Consider the following 17582-nt stretch of genomic DNA (forward strand, 5'->3'; position numbering starts at 1 on the left):
GCCGGACAGAGCACGAACCCGCCTCACCCCAACGACGCCCACAACTCGCTCGCCGCAGGCTCCTTGGCAACCACCCGGTTCGGGTCGGACGGGGCCGTGACCACCGGCATGGTGATCGTCTTGACCGCGTCGGCCGACAGGCCCTTCAGGCTCTGGCCGAGGCTGATCAGTTCGCTGAGGGAGTCGAGGCCGGTGTCGGTGGTGAGGCTGTCGGTGATCGCGTCGGTGACCTCGTAGAGCTTGGTGGGGTCGGTGAGGAGGTCGTGGGAGGAGATCTGGGTCAACAGGGCCTTCACCAGCATCTGTTGGAGGCCTATTCGGCCGAGGTCGCTGCCGTCGCCTATGCCGTGCCGGGTGCGGGCGAGGGCCAGCGCCTGCTTGCCGTTGAGGTGGTGGGTGCCCTTCTTCAGGTGCAGGTGGCTGTCGTCGTCGTCGATGTCCTCCGTGGTCGTCACGGTGACTCCGCCGAGCGCGTTGACCAGTTTCGCGAAGCCCGCGAAGTCGATCTCTATGTAGTGGTCCATGCGGACGTCCGTGATCGACTCGACCGTCTTGACCGCGCAGACCGGGCCGCCCACCGAGTACGCGGTGTTGAACATCGCGTTGTACGCCACGGAGGTCGAGCCCCCCGACTTCAGCGGGCAGGACGGGCGGGTGACGAGGGTGTCGCGCGGGATGCTGACGATCGTGGCCTTCTTCCGGCCCGCGTCGATGTGCACGACCATCGCCGTGTCGGAGCGGGCGCCGGAGCTGTCGCCGCCGCCGAGCGCCTGGTTCTCCTTGCCGCTGCGCGAGTCCGAGCCGAGGACCAGGATGTTCACCGAGCCGGTCGGCACGGGCTCGGCGGACGCGGAGGCGGACGCCGAGGGTGTGGTCACCGCCTTCGCGGGGCGGTTGGCGCCGAGCGCGCTGTCGATGTCGACGCTCTTGATGTTGTTGTTGAGGTGCCAATAGGCCCAGCCCGCCGTGGCCACGCCAAGGACGAGGGCGCCCGCCAGAGTGAGGCCGGCGATCTTCAGCACCCTCGACCGCCGGCCCACTCGTCTGTCCCCGTCGGCGTTCTCGTTGTCCGTCACGGGGAGGAACGTAAGTCCGAATTATTAGGAGAAAGTTAGGGGAACGGTCGCGGGACGATTTTCTACGGAAAATCTCACGGTTCTCAGTCCCGCTTCACGCCACACTTCACTCCCCCGCCTCCCTCATCCCAAGGTCACCACCGGTACCGGGTTGCTTCCGCTCCAGGACGCGTTGAACCCGAACGTCACCGAGCCGCCGTCCGGGACCGTCCCGTTGTAGCTCGCGTTCGCGCAGGTCACGGCCGCCCCCGACTGGGTGCACGTGGCGTTCCAGGCCTGCGTGAGCTGCTGGCCCGCGCCGTACGTCCAGCTCGCGGTCCAGGACGACAGGGCGGCGCCGGTGCAGGCGATCGTCACCTGCCCGGTGAATCCGGTGTTCCACTGGCTGGTCACGCCGTACGTCGCCGAGCACGCCCCGGTCGGCGGGGGCGTGCTCGTACCGCCGAGTGCCTCCGCGATGCCGTAGTACGCCGGTTTCGGCGCGTAGTTCTCGTCGTACGGCGTCGCCGCCCCGTAGCCCGGGAAGGTGCCCGGCACCCAGGAGTCGGAGTCGGTGAAGCCCCAGACGGTGATGTTCACGCAGCGGGCGACGGCCGCGCACGCGGCGACCACGCTCTTGAAGTCGGCCTTCTGCTGGGCGAGTTTGGCGCTGTCGGCCGGGAGTGCCATGCGGACGTCGAGTTCGGTGATCGCCACGTCCACGCCCAGGTCGGCGAAGCGCTGGATGTTCTGCTGGAGGGTGGCCGGGACCTGACCGAGGATCAGGTGGGCCTGCAACCCCACCCCGTCGATCGGAACGACCGCGGTCTTAAGGGACTTGACCAGGTTGTAGAGGGCGGTGGACTTCGCGTTGACGCCTTCGACGTTGTAGTCGTTGATGTACAGCTTGGCCGCCGGGTCGGCCGCGTGGGCCCAAGTCAGCGCCTGGGCGATGTAGTTGGCGCCGAGGCCGTTGTACCAGAGCGTCGAGCGGTAGGTGCCGTCCTCGTTGAAGGGCTCGTTGACCACGTCCCAGGCGGCGATCTTCCCCTTGTAGCGGCCGACTTCGGTGCTGATGTGGTTCTGCAGCAGGCTGCTCAACTGGGCGGACGTCCACGTCCCGTTGGTCAGCCAGCTCGGGTTCTGGTTGTGCCAGACCAGGGTGTGACCGCGCACCTGCTGGTTGTGGGCCTGCGCGAAGGCGACGATCTGGTCGGCCTCGGTCCAGTTGAAGCTGCCCTGCGTGGGCTCTACGGTCCCCCACTTCATGGCGTTGCCGGGGGTGAGCGAACCGAACTGCGCGCCCGCGATGTCGCCGTAGCTGCCGGTGAGTTTGGAGCCGGTGACCGCGGTGCCGACGACTTTGCCCTTCGCGGCGGCGAGGTCGCGCAGCGGGGTGTCGGCGGCGTGCGCTGCGGGTGCCGTGAAGAGCAGGGCGGCGCCGGTGACCAGGGCCGCCAGGGACAAGCCGGTTCTCAGAGATCTCATGCGGGTGCCTCCGAAAGTTTCGGTTGTGCAACCGATTGGCTTCGGAGGAGTGTGGGGCGACCCATCCCACTCGTCAATACGTCACCTTCCGGCCACCGGCGTCACCCGGCGGCCGGCGGAGCCGTACTGCTGCGCACCACCAGGCTCGTCGCCAGCTCCACCCGTCGTGCCGCCGAGGACTCCGGCTCGCGCGCGAGGTCGAGCACCAGCTTCGCCGCCGCCTCGGCCATCTCGGTGAGGGGCTGCCGTACGGTCGTCAGCGGCGGGCCGACCCAGCGGGCGACCGGGAGGTCGTCGAAGCCGACCACGCTCAGGTCCTCCGGGATGCGCAGCCCCAGTTCGCGCGCGGCCTCGTACAGACCGAGCGCCTGGAGGTCGTTGCCGGCGAAGACGGCGGTCGGCCGGTCCGGGCGGCGCAGCAGTTCCAGCCCCAGCCGGTAGCCGGCCTCGTGATGGAAGTCGCCGGTGGTGATCAGCGAGCCGTCGACCGGCAGCCCGGCCGTCTCCAGCGCGGCCCGGTAGCCGTCCACGCGGGCGCGGCTGCACATCATCCGGGAGGGTCCGCTGATCGCGCCGATCCGGGTGTGGCCCAGCTCGACCAGGTGCCGGGTGGCGGCGAGCCCGCCCTGCCAGTTGGTCGCGCCGATCGACGGCACGTCGGCGCCCGGGTCGCCGGCCGGGTCCATCACCACGAACGGGATGGAACGGCTGGTCAGCAGCGCCCGCTGGGACTCGTCGAGCCCGGAGAGGACGAGGACCACGCCGTGCGGGCGGCGGGCGGCGACCTGGTCGGCCCAGGTGCGGCCGGGCGTCAGCCGCCCCGCGCTCTCGCTCAGCACCACGCTCAGCCCGGCGTCCCGCGCCACGTTCTCCACACCCCGGATGACCTCCAGCGCCCAGGCGCTCTCCAGCTCGTGGAAGACCAGGTCGATCAGCGGGGAGCGGGTCGCCTCGGCGCGGCGGCGCCGGTAGCCGTAGACGCGGAGCAGGTCCTCGACACGGGTGCGGGTCGCAGGGGCGACATCGGCACGGCCGTTGAGGACCTTCGAAACAGTCGGAGCCGAGACTCCGGCCTCGCGGGCGATCTCGGCGAGCGTCGCGGTCTGCGTCGGTCGACCTGTCCTCTGGGTTTCAGCGGATTCCGGGGCTGTCATGGCGGCGATCGTATCCCTGCGCGACCTCTTGACGAACCCCTTCTCTCGCCTTACGTTCCCGGAACATTCGTAGAACTGATCGAAACATTCGCACGAGAGGTGCTGTCCATGGAGCCCAACACGTCCAACGGCGGGCGTACGTTCAGCAGACGCTGGGTGCTCGGCGCCGGTGCCACCACCCTGCTCACCACCGGACTCACGGCCTGCGGCTCCAGTGACAGCACCGGCAGCGGCAGCACGGTCACCGCCTTCACCTACGGCGACGACGCGGCGAAGGTGCAGGTCAAGGCCGTCACCCGGTTCAACGCGTCGGCGGCGGCCAAGAAGGCCAAGGGGAAGATCAAACTGGAGAAGGTGCCCGGCACCGACTACCCGGCCAAGCTGCGCACCGCGATGGGCTCGCCGAACGCGCCCGACGTCTTCTTCAACTGGGGCGGCGGCTCCATCAAGGCGTACCAGGAAGCCAACCAGCTCGTCGACCTCACCGACACCATCAAGTCCGACCCGGTCCTCAAGAACGGCTTCCTGCCCTCGGTGCTCGCGGCCGGCGCGCTCAAGGGCAAGAACTACGGCATACCGATGCGCGGCATGCAGCCCGTGATCCTCTTCTACAACAAGTCGGTCTTCGCCGCGCAGAAGCTCCAACCACCCACCACCTGGACCGAGTTGCTCGACATCAACAAGAAGCTGAAGGCCGCGAACATCACGCCGTTCGCGCTCGGCGGCGCCGACATCTGGCCCGAGCTGATGTGGCTGGAGTACCTGGTAGACCGGATCGGCGGCCCAGACGTCTTCGACCGGATCAAGAACGGCGACGCCTCCGGCTGGGGCGACCCGGCCGTCCTCAAGGCCGCCGAGACGGTCAAGCAGCTCATCGACGACGGCGCCTTCGGCAAGGGCTTCAGCTCCGTGTCGTACGTCAACGGCGGGGCGCCCGCGGTCTTCGCCAAGGGCAAGGCGGCGATGCATCTGATGGGCTCGTGGGAGTACTCGACGCAGCTCGGCAAGTTCCCGGACTTCGCCAAGACGAACCTGGGGTGGGCCGCGTTCCCGAAGTACGAGGGCGGGGCGGGCGACATCCGCAACGTCGTCGGAAACCCCACCAACTACTGGTCGGTGAACGCCCGTACGGGCAACAAGGACGCGGCGATCGCGTTCCTGCGGGACTGCGCGTCGGAGGCGTACGCGAAGGACCTCGTCGCCAACGGGGACATCCCGACCACGTCCAACGCGGAGAAGCTGCTCGACTCCTCCCCCAACCCCGAGTTCGCCAAGTTCCAGTACCAACTGGTGCAGCAGGCACCCGCGTTCACGCTGAGCTGGGACCAGGCGGTGGATCCGGATGTGTCCACGCCGATGCTCACGGAGATCAACAAGCTGTTCGTGGGGAAGAGTTCGCCGGCGCAGTTCGTGTCCGCGCTCAAGGGGTTGAAGTGACGGAGCGCTCCGCTGGTGGGGCGGTTCGTCGACTGTCGGCCCGTCGTGGCTGGTCGCGCCCCGCGGCGGAGCCGCACATGGACACAGCCCCGCGACCCTACAGGGGCGCTTCACCTCACGGCATCTGGGCTGTGCCCGGGGTTTTGTTCTTCATGTTCTTCGCTGTCGCCCCCATGGCCCTCGCCGTCTATCTCTCCTTCACCACCTGGAACGGGCTCGGCGACCCGAAGCCCGTCGGGCTCGCCAACTGGCAGAAGTTGCTGCACGACGACCGGCTCACCCAGTCCCTCACCGTCACCGTCCTGTTGACGGTGACGAGCTGGGCGTTCCAGACGGTCGTGTCCCTGCTGCTGGGTGTCTGGGCGGCAGGACGCCAGCGCAACCGGGCGATCCTTTCCGCGATCTTCTTCGTACCGTTCCTGCTGTCGTCCACGGCCATCGCGCTGCTCTTCTACGCTTTGCTCGACCCGAACTTCGGTGTCATCCACCAGGACACGCTCGGCTCGACCAGTGGTGCGTTCCTCGCGATCGTGTTCGTCGGGGGCTGGCAGTTCATCCCCTTCCACACGCTGATCTACCAGGGCGGGGCCCGCCAGATACCCGAAGTCCTCTATCAGGCGGCGGCAATTGACGGCGCCGGACGCTACCGCCAGTTCTTCTCGATCACGCTGCCCCAGCTCCGCAACACCGCGACGACCTCCAGCGTGCTGATGATCGTCGGCTCGCTCACCTACTTCGAGACCGTCCTGATCCTCACCCAGGGCGGCCCCGGCACGGACACGGCGATCCTGCCGTACCTGATGTACGAGGCCGGCTTCAAGAGCTACGACTTCGGCTACGCGAGCGCGATCGCGACCTTCCTGGTCGTGACCGCCACCGCGCTGTCCCTCGTCCTGGTCCGGCTCACCGGTTTCGGCGCCATGCGCAGTACCCGCGAAGGGATGTGACGGAGTGTCACACGACACCTTGCCGCGTCCGGCGAAGACGGAGGAGAGGCCCGTGGAGGAGCCGCGGCCCCGACGGCGCCGGCACTGGAGCAGGCGCCCCAACCCCCTCGCCGGACTTGGTTCCCTCATCTGGCTCGCGGTCGTCATCGTCCCCATCTACGCGATGATCTCGGCCTCGCTGACCCGCCAGGACAAGGCCCTGGGCAACAACGCCCTGAAGCCGCCCACCGATCCGACCCTCGCCAACTACAACACCGTCCTGCACAACGGCTTCGGCCACTTCCTCGCCAACACGGCACTGGTGGCGGCAGCGGTCGTAGGAATCGTGCTCGTGCTGTGCGTGCCGCTCGCCTACGTCGCCGTACGCACCCGCACGGTCTGGTCGGGCGCGGCCTTCCGCCTGTTCCTGCTGGGAGTCGCCATCCCGGCCCAGGCGGTGGTGGTCCCCCTGTACCTGATGATCGCCAAACTCAACCTCTACGACAGCCTGTTGGCGGTCATCCTCCCCACCGCCGCCTTCGCGATGCCGGTCTCCGTGCTGATCCTGACCGGCACCCTGCGGGACATCTCGGAGGACCTGTACGAGGCGATGGCGCTCGACGGCGCCTCGGCGACCCGGGTGCTGTTCCAGCTGGTCGTCCCGCTGACCAAGGGCGGGATCAGCACCGTCGTCATCTACACGGCGCTCCAGGCCTGGAACGGCTTCCTCTTCCCGCTGATCTTCACCCAGTCCGACGGGCCCCGGGTCCTCACCCTCGGACTCTTCAACTACGTCAGCCAGTTCGGCGTGAACATCCCCGCGCTGCTCGCCTCGGTCGTTCTCTCCGGCATCCCGATCTTCGCCGTCTACCTGGTGGCCCGGCGTGCCCTGGTCGGCGGTCTGATGGGGGTGGGCGGCAAGTGAATCTCCCCAACTCACCTTTCCCGACAGGAGTTTCATGACCACCGCCCCCTGGCGCGACCCCGCCCTGCCGGCCGCCGCCCGCGTCGACGACCTGCTCGCCCGGATGACCCTGGAGGAGAAGACCGCCCAGCTGTACGGGGTGTGGGTGGGCGCCGACACGGACGGCGACGGAGTCGCCCCGCTCCAGCGGGAGATGACCTCCGACTACGACTGGGACGAGCTGATCACGCACGGCCTGGGACAGCTCACCCGTTCCTTCGGTACGGCGCCGGTGGACCCGGAGTTGGGCGCGCAGGCGCTCGCCCGCGCGCAGCGCCGGATCGCGGCGGCCGGACGGTTCGGCATTCCGGCCGTCGCCCACGAGGAGTGCCTCGCCGGGTTCACCGCCTGGGGTGCGACCGCGTACCCGGTGCCGCTGGCCTGGGGCGCGAGCTTCGATCCGGCGCTGGTCGAGGAGATGGCCCGGCACATCGGCGCGGACCTGCGCGCGGCCGGCGTCCACCAGGGACTCGCCCCGGTCCTGGACGTCGTACGGGATCCGCGGTGGGGGCGGGTGGAGGAGACGATCGGGGAGGACCCGTATCTGGTGGGGACCATCGGTGCCGCCTATGTGCGGGGACTTGAGTCGGCCGGGGTGGTCGCGACGCTGAAGCACTTCGCGGGGTACGCGGCCTCGGTGGGGGCGCGGAATCTGGCGCCGGTGCGGGCCGGGGTGCGGGAGTTCGCGGACGTGGTGCTGCCGCCGTTCGAGATGGCGCTGCGGGAGGGCGGCGCGCGGTCGGTGATGGCGGCGTACAACGAGACGGACGGCGTACCGGCGTCGGCGGACCCGGCGCTGCTCACCCAACTCCTGCGGGAGGACTGGCAGTTCACGGGGACGGTGGTCGCCGACTACTTCGGCATCGGTTTCCTGGAGACGCTGCACCGGGTGGCGGGCAGCCCGGCCGAGGCGGCTCACGCGGCGCTGGCGGCGGGGATCGACGTGGAGCTGCCGACGCTGAAGTGCTACGGGAAGCCGTTGGTGGAGGCGGTGCGGGCGGGGGACGTACCGGAGTCGCTGATCGAGCGGGCGGCGCGCCGAGTGCTGCTGCAGAAGTGCGAGTTGGGGCTGCTGGACGAGGACTGGGCGCCGGAGCCGACCGGCCGGATCGACCTCGACTCGGCGGCGAACCGTGCGCTCGCCCGTCAACTGGCGGAGAAGTCGGTGGTGTTGCTGGACAACCCGGACGGCGTACTGCCCCTCCCGCCGGACGCCAGGATCGCGGTGGTGGGACCCAGGGCGGCGGACGCGCTGGCGATGCTCGGCTGCTACTCCTTCCCGTCCCACGTGGGCGTCCACCACCCCGAGGTGCCGATGGGCATCGACATCCCCACCGTCCTGGAGTCGCTGCGGGCCGAACTCCCGGACGCCAAGGTGACGTTCACGGAAGGGTGTGACGTGTCCGGCCCGGACACGACCGGCTTCGAGGAGGCGGTCGCGCGGACGTCCGAGGCCGATGTGTGCGTGGCGGTGCTGGGCGACCGCGCGGGCCTGTTCGGACGCGGCACGTCGGGCGAGGGCTGCGATGTGGCGGACCTCCAACTGCCGGGAGTACAGGCCGACTTGCTCGACGCGCTGGTGTCGACGGGCGTCCCGGTGGTGCTGGTGCTGCTGACCGGTCGCCCCTATGCGCTGGGCCGTTGGCACGGCCGGCTGGGCGCGGTGGTCCAGGCGTTCTTCCCGGGCGAGGAGGGCGGCCCTGCGGTGACGGGCGTCCTCTCGGGCCGCGTGAACCCGTCCGGCCGCCTCCCGGTGAGCGTCCCGCACGTGCCGGGCGGCCAGCCGTGGACGTACCTCCAGCCCCCGCTTGGCCTGGCCGGCGAGGTCAGCAGCCTCGACCCGACCCCGCTGTACGCCTTCGGCCACGGCCGCTCGTACACGACGTTCGCGTGGGAGCCCGCCGAGTCAGGGGAGTTGGAGATCGACACGGACGGCTCCCACGACCTGACGGTCACCGTCCGCAACACCGGCGACCGGGCCGGAGCGGAGGTCGTCCAGCTGTACCTCCACGATCCGGTGGCCTCGGTGACCCGCCCGGACGTCCGCCTGATCGCTTACCAGCGGCTGGAGTTGGAGCCTGGCGAGGCGACCCGGGTCACCTTCCACTTCCACGCGGACCTGTCGGCGTTCACCGACCGGTCGGGGCGCCGGGTGGTTGAACCGGGGGCGCTGGAGCTGAGGTTGGCCGCCTCCAGCGCGGAAGTACGGCATACGGCACGAGTGACGCTGACGGGACCGCGACGCGTACTGGGCACGGACCGGAGGCTGTTGTGCGGGACAGAGGTTCAGACCTTGATCACGTGAACTCCGGCACCGCACAGGTCCCGGAGGTCCTCGGGGTCGGAGGTCAGCACGGTGACGGGTGCGGGCGACGCCAGAGCGGTCGCGGCGACGATCGCGGCGAGCGCGTACGTGTGACCGTGCAGACCGGCCGCAGCGAGAAGCTTGCTCGCCCGGCGGGCGATCGCCTCGCTGGGCGGGACGACGTTGACACGCGAGACGGCGTGGTCGAACCGGGTCTGGTGAATTCTGGGTTCGCGGGCCTCGACGATGGTCACCGAGCTGACGACCACGCGGATGTCCTCGGCCTCGGCCGCGACGAGCCACTCCGTGAGTTCGGAAGTGCGGCGGACGAGCTTGGACAGGCCCTCGTAGTCGAGGACGAGCGTGCCGCTCACGCGGCGTCGGCCGAACCCGCCGAGCCACCGCGCAGGAGGGCTCGCTTGCCCTCGACCCCGCCCTGGTCCACCGGACCGTGCGCGGCTTCCGCGTCCTCGATCAGTTCACGCAGCCGGTCCCGCTCCAGTTGGCGCTGGATGAGTGCTTCCACGGAGGCGGACATGCCCCGCTTGCCGGTGCGCGCCTTGAGGGCGGCGATGGTGCCCTCGTGGAGCGACACCGACACCGGACGGACGGGGCCTTCGCCGGGCAGGGGAGAATCAGCCATGACCCCATTTCAACAAGACTCTTGTTATTCGCCCACCGACTCGAACCGCCACCGATGCACCGCCCGCATGACCAACTCCCCCTCCGGCTCCGGGAGTTCGGGCAGCTCGGTGTCGTAGTCCGCGTCCCACCAGGTGATCACGAGGACACGGTCCTGGGGGGCGCGGAGGAACTCCCGGCGCAGGGGCTCGGCGGGAAGCCGCTGGGCCCGGGCCCAGGACAGGAGCTCCTCGCCCCGTCCCTCGGCCGCCCGTGCCTCCCACATCAACGCGACCGTCACGAGTACAGGTTCTCCTTGCTGACCTCGTGCACATGGTCGTGCGAGTGGCCGGGGACGTGCGTCTCCGTGACCGGCAGCGAGGAGTCCGCCGAGAGGTCCCAGTCCGAGGGGGCCCGGTTGCGGGCCACCATTTCCGCGCCCAGTGCGGCGACCATCGCGCCGTTGTCCGTGCACAGCTTGGGGCGCGGCACGCGGAGGCGGATACCGGCCGCCTCGCAGCGCTCCGCCGCCAGGGCCCGCAGGCGGGAGTTCGCGGCGACTCCGCCGCCGATCATCAGGTGGTCGACGCCCTCGTCCTTGCAGGCCCGTACTGCCTTGCGGGTGAGGACGTCGACGACGGCCTCCTGGAAGGACGCCGACACATCGCGCACCGGCACGTCCTCGCCGGCCGCCCGCTTCGCCTCGATCCAGCGGGCCACGGACGTCTTCAGCCCGGAGAAGGAGAAGTCGTACGCCGGGTCGCGCGGCCCGGTCAGTCCGCGCGGGAACGCGATCGCCGCGGGGTCACCTTCCTTCGCGTACCGGTCGATGACCGGGCCGCCCGGGAAGCCGAGGTTCAGCACGCGGGCGATCTTGTCGAAGGCCTCGCCGGCCGCGTCGTCGATCGTCGCGCCGAGCGGTCGTACGTCCGAGGTGATGTCGGAGGAGAGGAGGAGGGAGGAGTGGCCGCCGGACACCAGCAGGGCCATCGTCGGTTCCGGGAGGGCGCCGTGTTCGAGCTGGTCGACGCAGATGTGGGAGGCGAGGTGGTTCACGCCGTAGAGCGGCTTGCCCAGCGCGTAGGCGTACGCCTTCGCCGCCGAGACGCCCACCAGCAGCGCGCCCGCGAGGCCGGGGCCCGCCGTGACCGCGATGCCGTCGAGGTCGCCCGCGCTGACGCCCGCGTCCTTCAGGGCGCGCTGGATCGTGGGGACCATCGCCTCCAGGTGGGCGCGGGAGGCCACCTCCGGTACGACGCCGCCGAAGCGGGCGTGTTCGTCGACGCTGGACGCGACCGCGTCCGCGAGCAGGGTGTGGCCGCGGACGATGCCGACGCCGGTCTCGTCGCAGGAGGTCTCGATGCCGAGGACGAGGGGTTCGTCAGTCATTGAACTCGGTTCCTTGTACGGAAGTCGGCCCCGCGGCGGAGCCGCTGTCGGGATCTGTGGTCAGGCGCATCACCAGGGCGTCGACGTTGCCCGGCTGGTAGTAGCCGCGCCGGAAGCCGATGGGCGCGAAGCCGAAGCGCTCGTAGAGCTTCTGCGCGCGGACGTTGTCGACGCGGCATTCGAGCATGACCTCGGCGCACTCGAACTCGCTCGCCGCGCTGAGGAGTTCGGTCAGGAGAGTGGCGCCGAGGCCGGTGCCCCAGTGGTCGCGGGCCACGGCGATGGTCTGGATGTCGGCCCCCGCGGCGGAGCCGCCGTCAGTGGCGGTGCCGGTGATGGCGAGGCCCGCGTAGCCGACGACCCGGACACCGCCCTCGTACTGTTCACCGGTCACCTCGGCCACCAGGTACCGGCGTGTCGCCTCGGCGCCCCGCGCGTGGGCCAGTTCGGACCAGAACATGCCCCGGGACCAGGCGTCCTCGGGGAAGAGGTCCTTCTCCAGCTCCAGCACGGGGTCGATGTCCCACCAGCGCATCTCGCGCAGCCGAGGACTCGTGGATTCGGTCACTTGGGGGTGACCACCTTGTAGTTCTTGGGGACCTGGGCGTCGGGGCGGCGCAGGTAGAGCGGCCGGGGTGCGGGGAGTTCGAGGCCGGCCGCCAGTCGCTCGGCGGCCAGGGAGGCGAGGGCGGCGGCGGACACGTGCTCGGGCTCGTGGGCGGACGGGAAGGTGTCCGGGTAGAGCAGCGCGCCCGCGCCGACGGCGGGCAGCCCGGCCACCTGGTCGGCGATGTCGGCGGGCCGGTCCACGGCCGGGTCGGTGACCCGGGTGCGGGAGTCGGCGTAGCGGGCCCAGTAGACCTCCTTGCGGCGCGCGTCGGTGGCCGCGACGAAGGGGCCGTCGAGGTCGGCGGCGTAGGCGAGGCCGTCCAGCGTGCACACACCGTGCACGGGCACGCCGAGCGCGAGCCCGAACGTGTCGGCGGTCATCAGGCCGACGCGCAGCCCGGTGTAGGGGCCGGGGCCGATGCCCACGACGATTCCGGTGACGGCGTCGAGCCTGAGCCCCGCGTCGGCGAGCACACGGTCGACGGCCGGGAGCAGCAGCTCACCGTGGCGGCGCGCGTCCACCTGACTCGACGAGGCGATGACGGCCTCGCCGTCGTGCAGGGCGACGGTGACTGCGGGGGTGGCGGTATCCAGAGCGAGCAAGAGCACGCAAACAGCCTACGGCTCCGGCGCCCCGGGCACGGCCGCCCCGGTCGGCCCGGCCCGACTGCTACCGTCACCTACAGTCACCGCACTTACTGGACATACAAGACATGGAGGTGGGCGCCGATGGCCGGCAGCAGCTCGGGAATCGTGGCCGGGCTCACCGTGGCGGCCGTCGCCACGGTCGGTTTCCTCGCCTATCAGGCCTCGGCGAGCGTCCCGGCCGGGCTGGGCAGTACGGCCCGTGCGAGCGCCCCGCCGGCGGTGGCCACCTCGAAGGCGCTCCGCGACAGGAAGAACCCCGCCGCGCTGCCCACGGGCTCCGGCAGGGGCGAGCGGGTCGTGTACTCGCTGGACGACGACCGGGTGTGGCTGGTCGCCGAGAACAACAAGGTCAACCGGACGTTCAAGGTCACCCCCGGGACGGTGGACCCGACCCTTGGCTCCTACTGGGTCACGTCCCGCTCGAACGCGGTCACCGGCACCGACGGCACCCCCATCCAGCACGTCGTCCGCTTCGCCGGCACGGGCGGGATCGCGATCGGCTTCAGCTCTGCGGTCAACGGCGCGACCCAGCAACCCGACCCCACGGTGAGGTCCGGCGGCATCCGCGAGTCGGTCGAGGACGGCACGGCGATGTGGGAGTTCGCGACGATCGGGCAGTCGGTGGTGGTGATCCGCTAGGCGCTGGGACCCGCTGATGGGGGTAGCGCCCCGCAGGGGCGCACCCCAGGGGCGCGGGGAACTGCGCGACCAGCCCCCACTGCCCCGCAGCCGAACGACTACGCGGCTTTACGCGACTCAACCGGCGGAGCCTCACGCGGTGGGGTCGAGACCGCCTTCGCCGCCTCACCCGCCGCCAGCAGCTCCCGCATGGACACCCCGGCGAACACGTACGGCTGCGGGCGGTCCTGGTTCTCTGAAGCCGACGAAGCCGACATGGACGCCTCCTGTGGACCTGGGGCAGACGTAGTTAGGTAGACCTAACTACGCACTGGATACCATGTGACCACGCGCGAGACCCGAAACGCAACATCTTGCCGACACCCTGTCGGAACCCACACGGCCCGCACCGATCGTTCAGGCGCCGAGCACGCCCAGTTCAACCGCGGCCCAGCGCTCGCCGAGCCCGGTGACGGTGACGTGCCGTACCTCGTCGGTCGTGTCTCCGACGGCGCGGTGGATGACGACGGACAGCCGGTCGTCCGTCAGCTCCTCGACCTTGCCCTCGCCCCACTCGACGACGATCACCGACTCCGGCAGCGAGACGTCGAGGTCCAGGTCCTCCATGTCGTCGAGGCCGCCGCTCAGGCGGTACGCGTCGACGTGGACCAGCGGCGGCCCGTCGCCGAGCGAGGGGTGCACGCGGGCGATGACGAACGTCGGCGAGGTGACCGCGCCGCGCACGCCGAGCCCCTCCCCCAGCCCCCGGGTCAGTGTCGTCTTGCCGGCGCCGAGCTCCCCGGTCAGCATCACGAGGTCGCCCGCGCGCAGCAGTTTGGCCAGGCGGCGTCCCAACTCCCCCATCTGCTGAGGGGAGTTGACGGTGATCGAGACGGACAGGGGCTCAGCCGCGTCGTGCGGTGCTGCTGGTGCTTCCATAGCCACTTACGGTAGCCCCTGCGGGCACGGCACCCGCGCGGGTGAGCAGGTCGGCGAGGCGGTCGGTGACCACTTCCGGGTGCTCCAGCATGACCAGGTGCCCGGCGTCCGGCACGAGCACCAGTTCGGCGTCCGGCAGCAGGTCGGCGATGGCCTCGCTGTGCTCACTGGGCGTGACGAGATCGCCGATCCCGGCCAGCACCAGCACCGGCATGTCCTTGAAGTGGGGGAGGGCCGCCGTCTTGTCGTGGTCGGTGAAGGCCGGGTAGAACTCGGCGACCACGTCGATGGGCGTGCCCTCGATCATCCGCTCGGCGAACCGCGCGACCGCCGGGTCGACGTCCCTGGACGCGAACGAGTACCGCTTGATGATCCCGGCGAACAGATCGGCGGTGGCCCGCCGTCCCCGCTCCACCAGCGCCGCCTGCTGACCGAGCGCCTTCAGCACCCCGGGCAGCACCCGCCGCACCGCGTTGACGCCGGCGACGGGCAGCCCGAAGTTGACCTCGCCGAGCCGCCCGGAGGACGTACCGACGAAGGCGGTGGCCACGACCCGGTCGCGGATCAGCTCCGGGTACTGGTCGGCCAGTGCCATCACCGTCATGCCGCCCATGGAGTGCCCGACGAGCACGATCGGCCCCTCGGGCACGGCCGCGTCGAGCACGGCCTTCAGGTCGCGGCCCAACTGGTCGATGCTGAGCGGCATGTCGTCTTCCAGCTGCGCGACACCGCGCGCGGAACGGCCGTGGCTGCGCTGGTCCCAGTGCACCGTCCGTACGACCCCGCGCAGGGCCGCCCGCTGGAAGTGCCAGGAGTCCTGGTTGAGGCAGTAGCCGTGGCTGAAGACGACGGTGACCGGGGCCGGTGCCTTGCGCCCGAAGAGCCGGCGGCGCTTCGGGGTGACGGCGACCTCGGGCCCGATGTCGTCGACCTCGTAGTACAGCTCGGTGCCGTCGTCCGCGTGGGCCGTGCCGGGGGTGCCGCGCAGCGAGCCGTACGGTCCCGTGGAGTCGAGCGCGAGCCGCGCCCGCTCGCGCATGCCGCGCCCTACCGTCATCCGCTCTATGGCGACACCCGCCGCGGCGCCCGCGGCGATCACGCCTATCGCGGCGCCCGCGATACCGGTCACCTTGCGCCAGTTGCCGGCCACCCCCGTGGCGGCGGAGGCGAGTTCGGCGACCGCCTCCGCACTGCTCTCGCTCACGTCCCGCTCCTCTTCCCGTCCCGGCCCTGCGCTGCGTCGTCCGACTCATACCCGGGGACGACCCGATCGACGACGAGGGCGACCGCGTCCTCCTCGGGGACGTCCTCATTGACGTAGACGCGGGGAACGCGCGTTCCGATGCGGGTGACGATCTCGTAGGCGATGGTGCCGGCCGCCTGTGCCCAGTCCTCGGCGGTGGGCTCGCCGCGGTCGCCGGGTCCGAAGAGGATCGCCTCCGCCCCGGGCTCCGGCTCGTCCCCTCCGAGGTCCACGACGAACTGGTCCATGGCAACCCGCCCCGCGACCGTGCGCCACTTGCCGCCGACCAGTACCGGGCCGGTGCCGGAGGCATGCCGGGGGATGCCGTCCGCGTAGCCGACGGGGATGAGGCCGAGGGTCGTCGTGCCCGGAGTGACGTAGTGATGGCCGTAGCTGACGCCGTGGCCGCCCGGCACCTGCTTCACCAGGGCGACGGACGCCTTCAGGGTCATCACCGGCCGCAGTCCGAAGTCGGCGGACGTGCCCACCTCCGGGCTGGGCGAGATGCCGTAGACGGCGATGCCGGTGCGGACGAGGTCGAAGTGGGAGTCGGGGCGGGTGAGGGTGGCGGGCGAGTTGGCGATGTGGCGGACCTCGGGCCGTACGCCCTGTGCCTCGGCGTACGCGACCATCTCGCGGAAGAGGGCGAGTTGGGCGTCGACGGAGGGGTGCCCGGGTTCGTCGGCGCAGGCGAAGTGGGACCAGAGGCCCGTGATGCGGAGGAGCCCCTCGGCCTCCGCGCGCAGGGCCTCACCGACGAGTTCGGCCCAGTCGGCGCCGGGCTGGCAGCCGTTGCGGCCGAGTCCGGTGTCGGCCTTGAGCTGCACGCGCGCGGGGAGACCGGCTTCGCGGGCGGCCGCCACGACCTCCCGCAGCGCCCACATGTCGCTGAGCGACATGTCGAGGTCGGCCTCGACGGCTTCGCGCCACGGCCCGCCGGGCGTCCAGAGCCAGCACATGATCCGCACCCCGGCCGGCAGCCCGGCGCGGGCCCGCAGGTCGAGGGCCTCCTCGGGGGTGGCCGTACCGAGCCAGGTCGCTCCCGCCCCGACGGCCGCGCGGGCGCAGGGCACGGCGCCGTGGCCGTACGCGTCGGACTTCACGACGGCCATCAGGGCGGCCCCCGGCGCGAGGGCGCGCAGGGTCCGCACATTGGCCCGCAGGGAACCGAGGTCGATCTCGGCGCGGGCGCGCAGGGGCGCGGTCGGCGCAGGTGCTGTCTCGTTCATGACGCCCCCAGTGTCTCAGAGGGGACCGACAAGCCCGCAGGCCCGCCTAGTTTCCGGGGCGATGTCCCCACACGTAGACGCGGTCGCCCTTCTTGAGGACACCCCACAGCTTGCGGGCGTCGGCCAGGCGCAGGTTGACGCAGCCCCAGGAGCCGGTGGTGGTGTAGATGCTGCCGTAGACGGCGTGGAAGGCGATGCCGCCGTCGAAGAACTGGGCATACGGCATGGGGCTGTTGTAGAGCGTCGACCAGTGGTTCTTGTGCTTCCAGTAGATCTTGTGCCAGCCGCCCCGGGTGACGTGCCCGGTGCGTCCGCTGCGCATCGGCACCGGTCCGAAGACGACCTTCTTGCCCTTCTGCACCCAGGTGAGCTGCCGGTCGAGATCGACACAGGCGACGCGGTAGGAGCGGACGGGGCACTTCCGGGCCGCGTTCGGGTTCTTCTTGGCGGCGAGGAGCTGCATGCGCGCCCAGGTCACGGGTCCGGCGAAGCCGATCGCGGGCTTGATGCCCTGCTTCTTCTGGAAGGCCTTGATGGCCTTGCAGTCGGCTGCCGACTGCCTGCCGTCGACCTTGAGCTTCAACCACCGCTCCACGCCCCGCTGGTAGGGCCCGGTCTGCTTGCTGCAGGAGACCTTCGCCACGGCGTCCCCGATCGGCACGTACTCGACGAGCGCGTACGTCCCCGCCGCCGCGTCCCTGGGCTCGACCCGGTCCTCCTCCGCGGTCGGCGTGTACACCTTCGGTGCGAGGGCCTGGTCGGGCGTGTCGATCTGCCAGGGCTGATACGGCCCCGGGGGCACGCCCGGCACGAGTTCGGTCTCGCCGGGCCCGGGTGCCGGCACCGGGCCGTCGGCCCAGGCGGTACCGGTCCCTACAGGAAGGACGATCACCGCGGTGAGCAGCACCGCGATGCTTCTGTGCGCGATTCGTGTACTGATCATGCGATCAGAGAAAC

Annotated in this window: 18 protein-coding genes; 5 read left to right on the forward strand and 13 right to left on the reverse strand. The window is 70.6% G+C overall.

The genetic code is table 11. The features are described 5' to 3' along the window. Positions 1–23: 23 nt before the first annotated feature. The 3 genes from ACWDEW_RS03970 to ACWDEW_RS03980 all read right to left on the reverse strand — a co-directional run bounded on the left by ACWDEW_RS03970 (position 24) and on the right by ACWDEW_RS03980 (position 3697). Entirely contained in the window at positions 24–1076 is a 1053-nt protein-coding gene (locus ACWDEW_RS03970; protein ID WP_450509312.1) for an LCP family protein, read from the reverse strand. Positions 1077–1199: 123 nt separating this feature from the next. Beyond that, entirely contained in the window at positions 1200–2543 is a 1344-nt protein-coding gene (locus ACWDEW_RS03975) for an endo-1,4-beta-xylanase (RefSeq protein WP_450509314.1), read from the reverse strand. Between the two features lie 101 nt (positions 2544–2644). After that, on the reverse strand, positions 2645–3697 hold the full coding sequence (locus tag ACWDEW_RS03980; RefSeq protein WP_450509316.1) for a LacI family DNA-binding transcriptional regulator: 1053 nt from the start codon (positions 3695–3697) through the stop codon (positions 2645–2647). A 108-nt stretch (positions 3698–3805) separates the two neighbouring features. Between ACWDEW_RS03980 and ACWDEW_RS03985 the strand changes: the two genes are divergently transcribed. The 4 genes from ACWDEW_RS03985 to ACWDEW_RS04000 all read left to right on the forward strand — a co-directional run bounded on the left by ACWDEW_RS03985 (position 3806) and on the right by ACWDEW_RS04000 (position 9329). Continuing rightward, positions 3806–5134: an ABC transporter substrate-binding protein gene (locus tag ACWDEW_RS03985; protein WP_450509317.1), complete on the forward strand. Its 1329-nt coding sequence runs from the start codon at positions 3806–3808 to the stop codon at positions 5132–5134. A gap of 77 nt (positions 5135–5211) precedes the next feature. Next, a complete protein-coding gene (locus tag ACWDEW_RS03990) occupies positions 5212–6081 on the forward strand; it encodes a carbohydrate ABC transporter permease (protein ID WP_450509318.1) in 870 nt (289 codons plus the stop codon). A 4-nt stretch (positions 6082–6085) separates the two neighbouring features. Beyond that, positions 6086–6985, forward strand: a complete 900-nt coding sequence (locus tag ACWDEW_RS03995; RefSeq protein WP_450509320.1) for a carbohydrate ABC transporter permease — start codon at positions 6086–6088, stop codon at positions 6983–6985. Positions 6986–7019: 34 nt separating this feature from the next. Beyond that, positions 7020–9329 carry a beta-xylosidase/alpha-l-arabinosidase gene (locus ACWDEW_RS04000; protein WP_450509322.1) on the forward strand — a complete coding sequence of 770 codons (2310 nt, stop codon included), beginning with the start codon at positions 7020–7022 and terminating at the stop codon, positions 9327–9329. On the opposite strand, the gene ACWDEW_RS04005 is transcribed toward ACWDEW_RS04000, so the two are convergent. Genes ACWDEW_RS04005 through tsaB form a run of 6 tightly spaced genes read right to left on the reverse strand, consistent with a single transcriptional unit; the run spans position 9311 to position 12557 of the window. Continuing rightward, positions 9311–9703 (reverse strand): type II toxin-antitoxin system VapC family toxin, encoded by a 393-nt coding sequence (locus ACWDEW_RS04005; protein WP_450509324.1) that lies wholly within the window; start codon positions 9701–9703, stop codon positions 9311–9313. The two genes, ACWDEW_RS04000 and ACWDEW_RS04005, sit on opposite strands and share 19 nt — an antisense overlap. Continuing rightward, positions 9700–9972 (reverse strand): hypothetical protein, encoded by a 273-nt coding sequence (locus tag ACWDEW_RS04010; protein WP_450509326.1) that lies wholly within the window; start codon positions 9970–9972, stop codon positions 9700–9702. Before ACWDEW_RS04010 ends, ACWDEW_RS04005 begins: the two co-directional genes overlap by 4 nt. Positions 9973–9996: 24 nt before the next feature. Continuing rightward, positions 9997–10251, reverse strand: a complete 255-nt coding sequence (locus tag ACWDEW_RS04015; protein WP_450509328.1) for a hypothetical protein — start codon at positions 10249–10251, stop codon at positions 9997–9999. Beyond that, positions 10248–11339 carry a tRNA (adenosine(37)-N6)-threonylcarbamoyltransferase complex transferase subunit TsaD gene (gene tsaD / locus ACWDEW_RS04020; RefSeq protein ID WP_450509330.1) on the reverse strand — a complete coding sequence of 364 codons (1092 nt, stop codon included), beginning with the start codon at positions 11337–11339 and terminating at the stop codon, positions 10248–10250. The genes ACWDEW_RS04015 and tsaD overlap by 4 nt, the downstream gene beginning before the upstream one ends. Then, the gene (rimI, locus tag ACWDEW_RS04025) at positions 11332–11874 is read right to left on the reverse strand and encodes a ribosomal protein S18-alanine N-acetyltransferase (protein ID WP_450509498.1); all 543 of its coding nucleotides are present in this window, start codon (positions 11872–11874) and stop codon (positions 11332–11334) included. Before rimI ends, tsaD begins: the two co-directional genes overlap by 8 nt. Positions 11875–11903: 29 nt before the next feature. Beyond that, positions 11904–12557 (reverse strand): tRNA (adenosine(37)-N6)-threonylcarbamoyltransferase complex dimerization subunit type 1 TsaB, encoded by a 654-nt coding sequence (gene tsaB, locus ACWDEW_RS04030; protein ID WP_450509332.1) that lies wholly within the window; start codon positions 12555–12557, stop codon positions 11904–11906. Between the two features lie 120 nt (positions 12558–12677). Here tsaB and ACWDEW_RS04035 point away from each other — a divergent pair, with 120 nt between their 5' ends. Then, positions 12678–13235 (forward strand): hypothetical protein, encoded by a 558-nt coding sequence (locus tag ACWDEW_RS04035; RefSeq protein ID WP_450509334.1) that lies wholly within the window; start codon positions 12678–12680, stop codon positions 13233–13235. 396 nt (positions 13236–13631) lie between these two features. On the opposite strand, the gene tsaE is transcribed toward ACWDEW_RS04035, so the two are convergent. Genes tsaE through ACWDEW_RS04055 form a run of 4 tightly spaced genes read right to left on the reverse strand, consistent with a single transcriptional unit; the run spans position 13632 to position 17568 of the window. Next, a complete protein-coding gene (gene tsaE / locus ACWDEW_RS04040) occupies positions 13632–14153 on the reverse strand; it encodes a tRNA (adenosine(37)-N6)-threonylcarbamoyltransferase complex ATPase subunit type 1 TsaE (RefSeq protein WP_450509336.1) in 522 nt (173 codons plus the stop codon). After that, positions 14119–15357: an alpha/beta fold hydrolase gene (locus tag ACWDEW_RS04045; RefSeq protein WP_450509338.1), complete on the reverse strand. Its 1239-nt coding sequence runs from the start codon at positions 15355–15357 to the stop codon at positions 14119–14121. Before ACWDEW_RS04045 ends, tsaE begins: the two co-directional genes overlap by 35 nt. Further along, complete coding sequence (gene alr / locus ACWDEW_RS04050) at positions 15354–16625, reverse strand: alanine racemase (RefSeq protein WP_450509339.1); 1272 nt, start codon at positions 16623–16625, stop codon at positions 15354–15356. The genes ACWDEW_RS04045 and alr overlap by 4 nt, the downstream gene beginning before the upstream one ends. A gap of 46 nt (positions 16626–16671) precedes the next feature. After that, positions 16672–17568, reverse strand: a complete 897-nt coding sequence (locus tag ACWDEW_RS04055) for a L,D-transpeptidase family protein (RefSeq protein ID WP_450509341.1) — start codon at positions 17566–17568, stop codon at positions 16672–16674. Positions 17569–17582 lie beyond the last annotated feature (14 nt).

Source organism: Streptomyces sp. NPDC001100 (assembly GCF_053598575.1).

Coding starts and splice junctions, on each gene's coding strand:
- ACWDEW_RS04055 (WP_450509341.1), bottom strand. CDS start 17,568: ATGATCAGTACACGAATCGCGCACAGAAGCATCGCGGTGCTGCTCACC.
- tsaE (WP_450509336.1), bottom strand. CDS start 14,153: ATGGAAGCACCAGCAGCACCGCACGACGCGGCTGAGCCCCTGTCCGTC.
- ACWDEW_RS03975 (WP_450509314.1), bottom strand. CDS start 2,543: ATGAGATCTCTGAGAACCGGCTTGTCCCTGGCGGCCCTGGTCACCGGC.
- rimI (WP_450509498.1), bottom strand. CDS start 11,874: ATGCGCTGGTGGGACATCGACCCCGTGCTGGAGCTGGAGAAGGACCTC.
- ACWDEW_RS04000 (WP_450509322.1), top strand. CDS start 7,020: ATGACCACCGCCCCCTGGCGCGACCCCGCCCTGCCGGCCGCCGCCCGC.
- ACWDEW_RS04010 (WP_450509326.1), bottom strand. CDS start 9,972: ATGGCTGATTCTCCCCTGCCCGGCGAAGGCCCCGTCCGTCCGGTGTCG.
- ACWDEW_RS03990 (WP_450509318.1), top strand. CDS start 5,212: ATGGACACAGCCCCGCGACCCTACAGGGGCGCTTCACCTCACGGCATC.
- tsaD (WP_450509330.1), bottom strand. CDS start 11,339: ATGACTGACGAACCCCTCGTCCTCGGCATCGAGACCTCCTGCGACGAG.
- ACWDEW_RS03985 (WP_450509317.1), top strand. CDS start 3,806: ATGGAGCCCAACACGTCCAACGGCGGGCGTACGTTCAGCAGACGCTGG.
- ACWDEW_RS03980 (WP_450509316.1), bottom strand. CDS start 3,697: ATGACAGCCCCGGAATCCGCTGAAACCCAGAGGACAGGTCGACCGACG.
- ACWDEW_RS04035 (WP_450509334.1), top strand. CDS start 12,678: ATGGCCGGCAGCAGCTCGGGAATCGTGGCCGGGCTCACCGTGGCGGCC.
- alr (WP_450509339.1), bottom strand. CDS start 16,625: ATGAACGAGACAGCACCTGCGCCGACCGCGCCCCTGCGCGCCCGCGCC.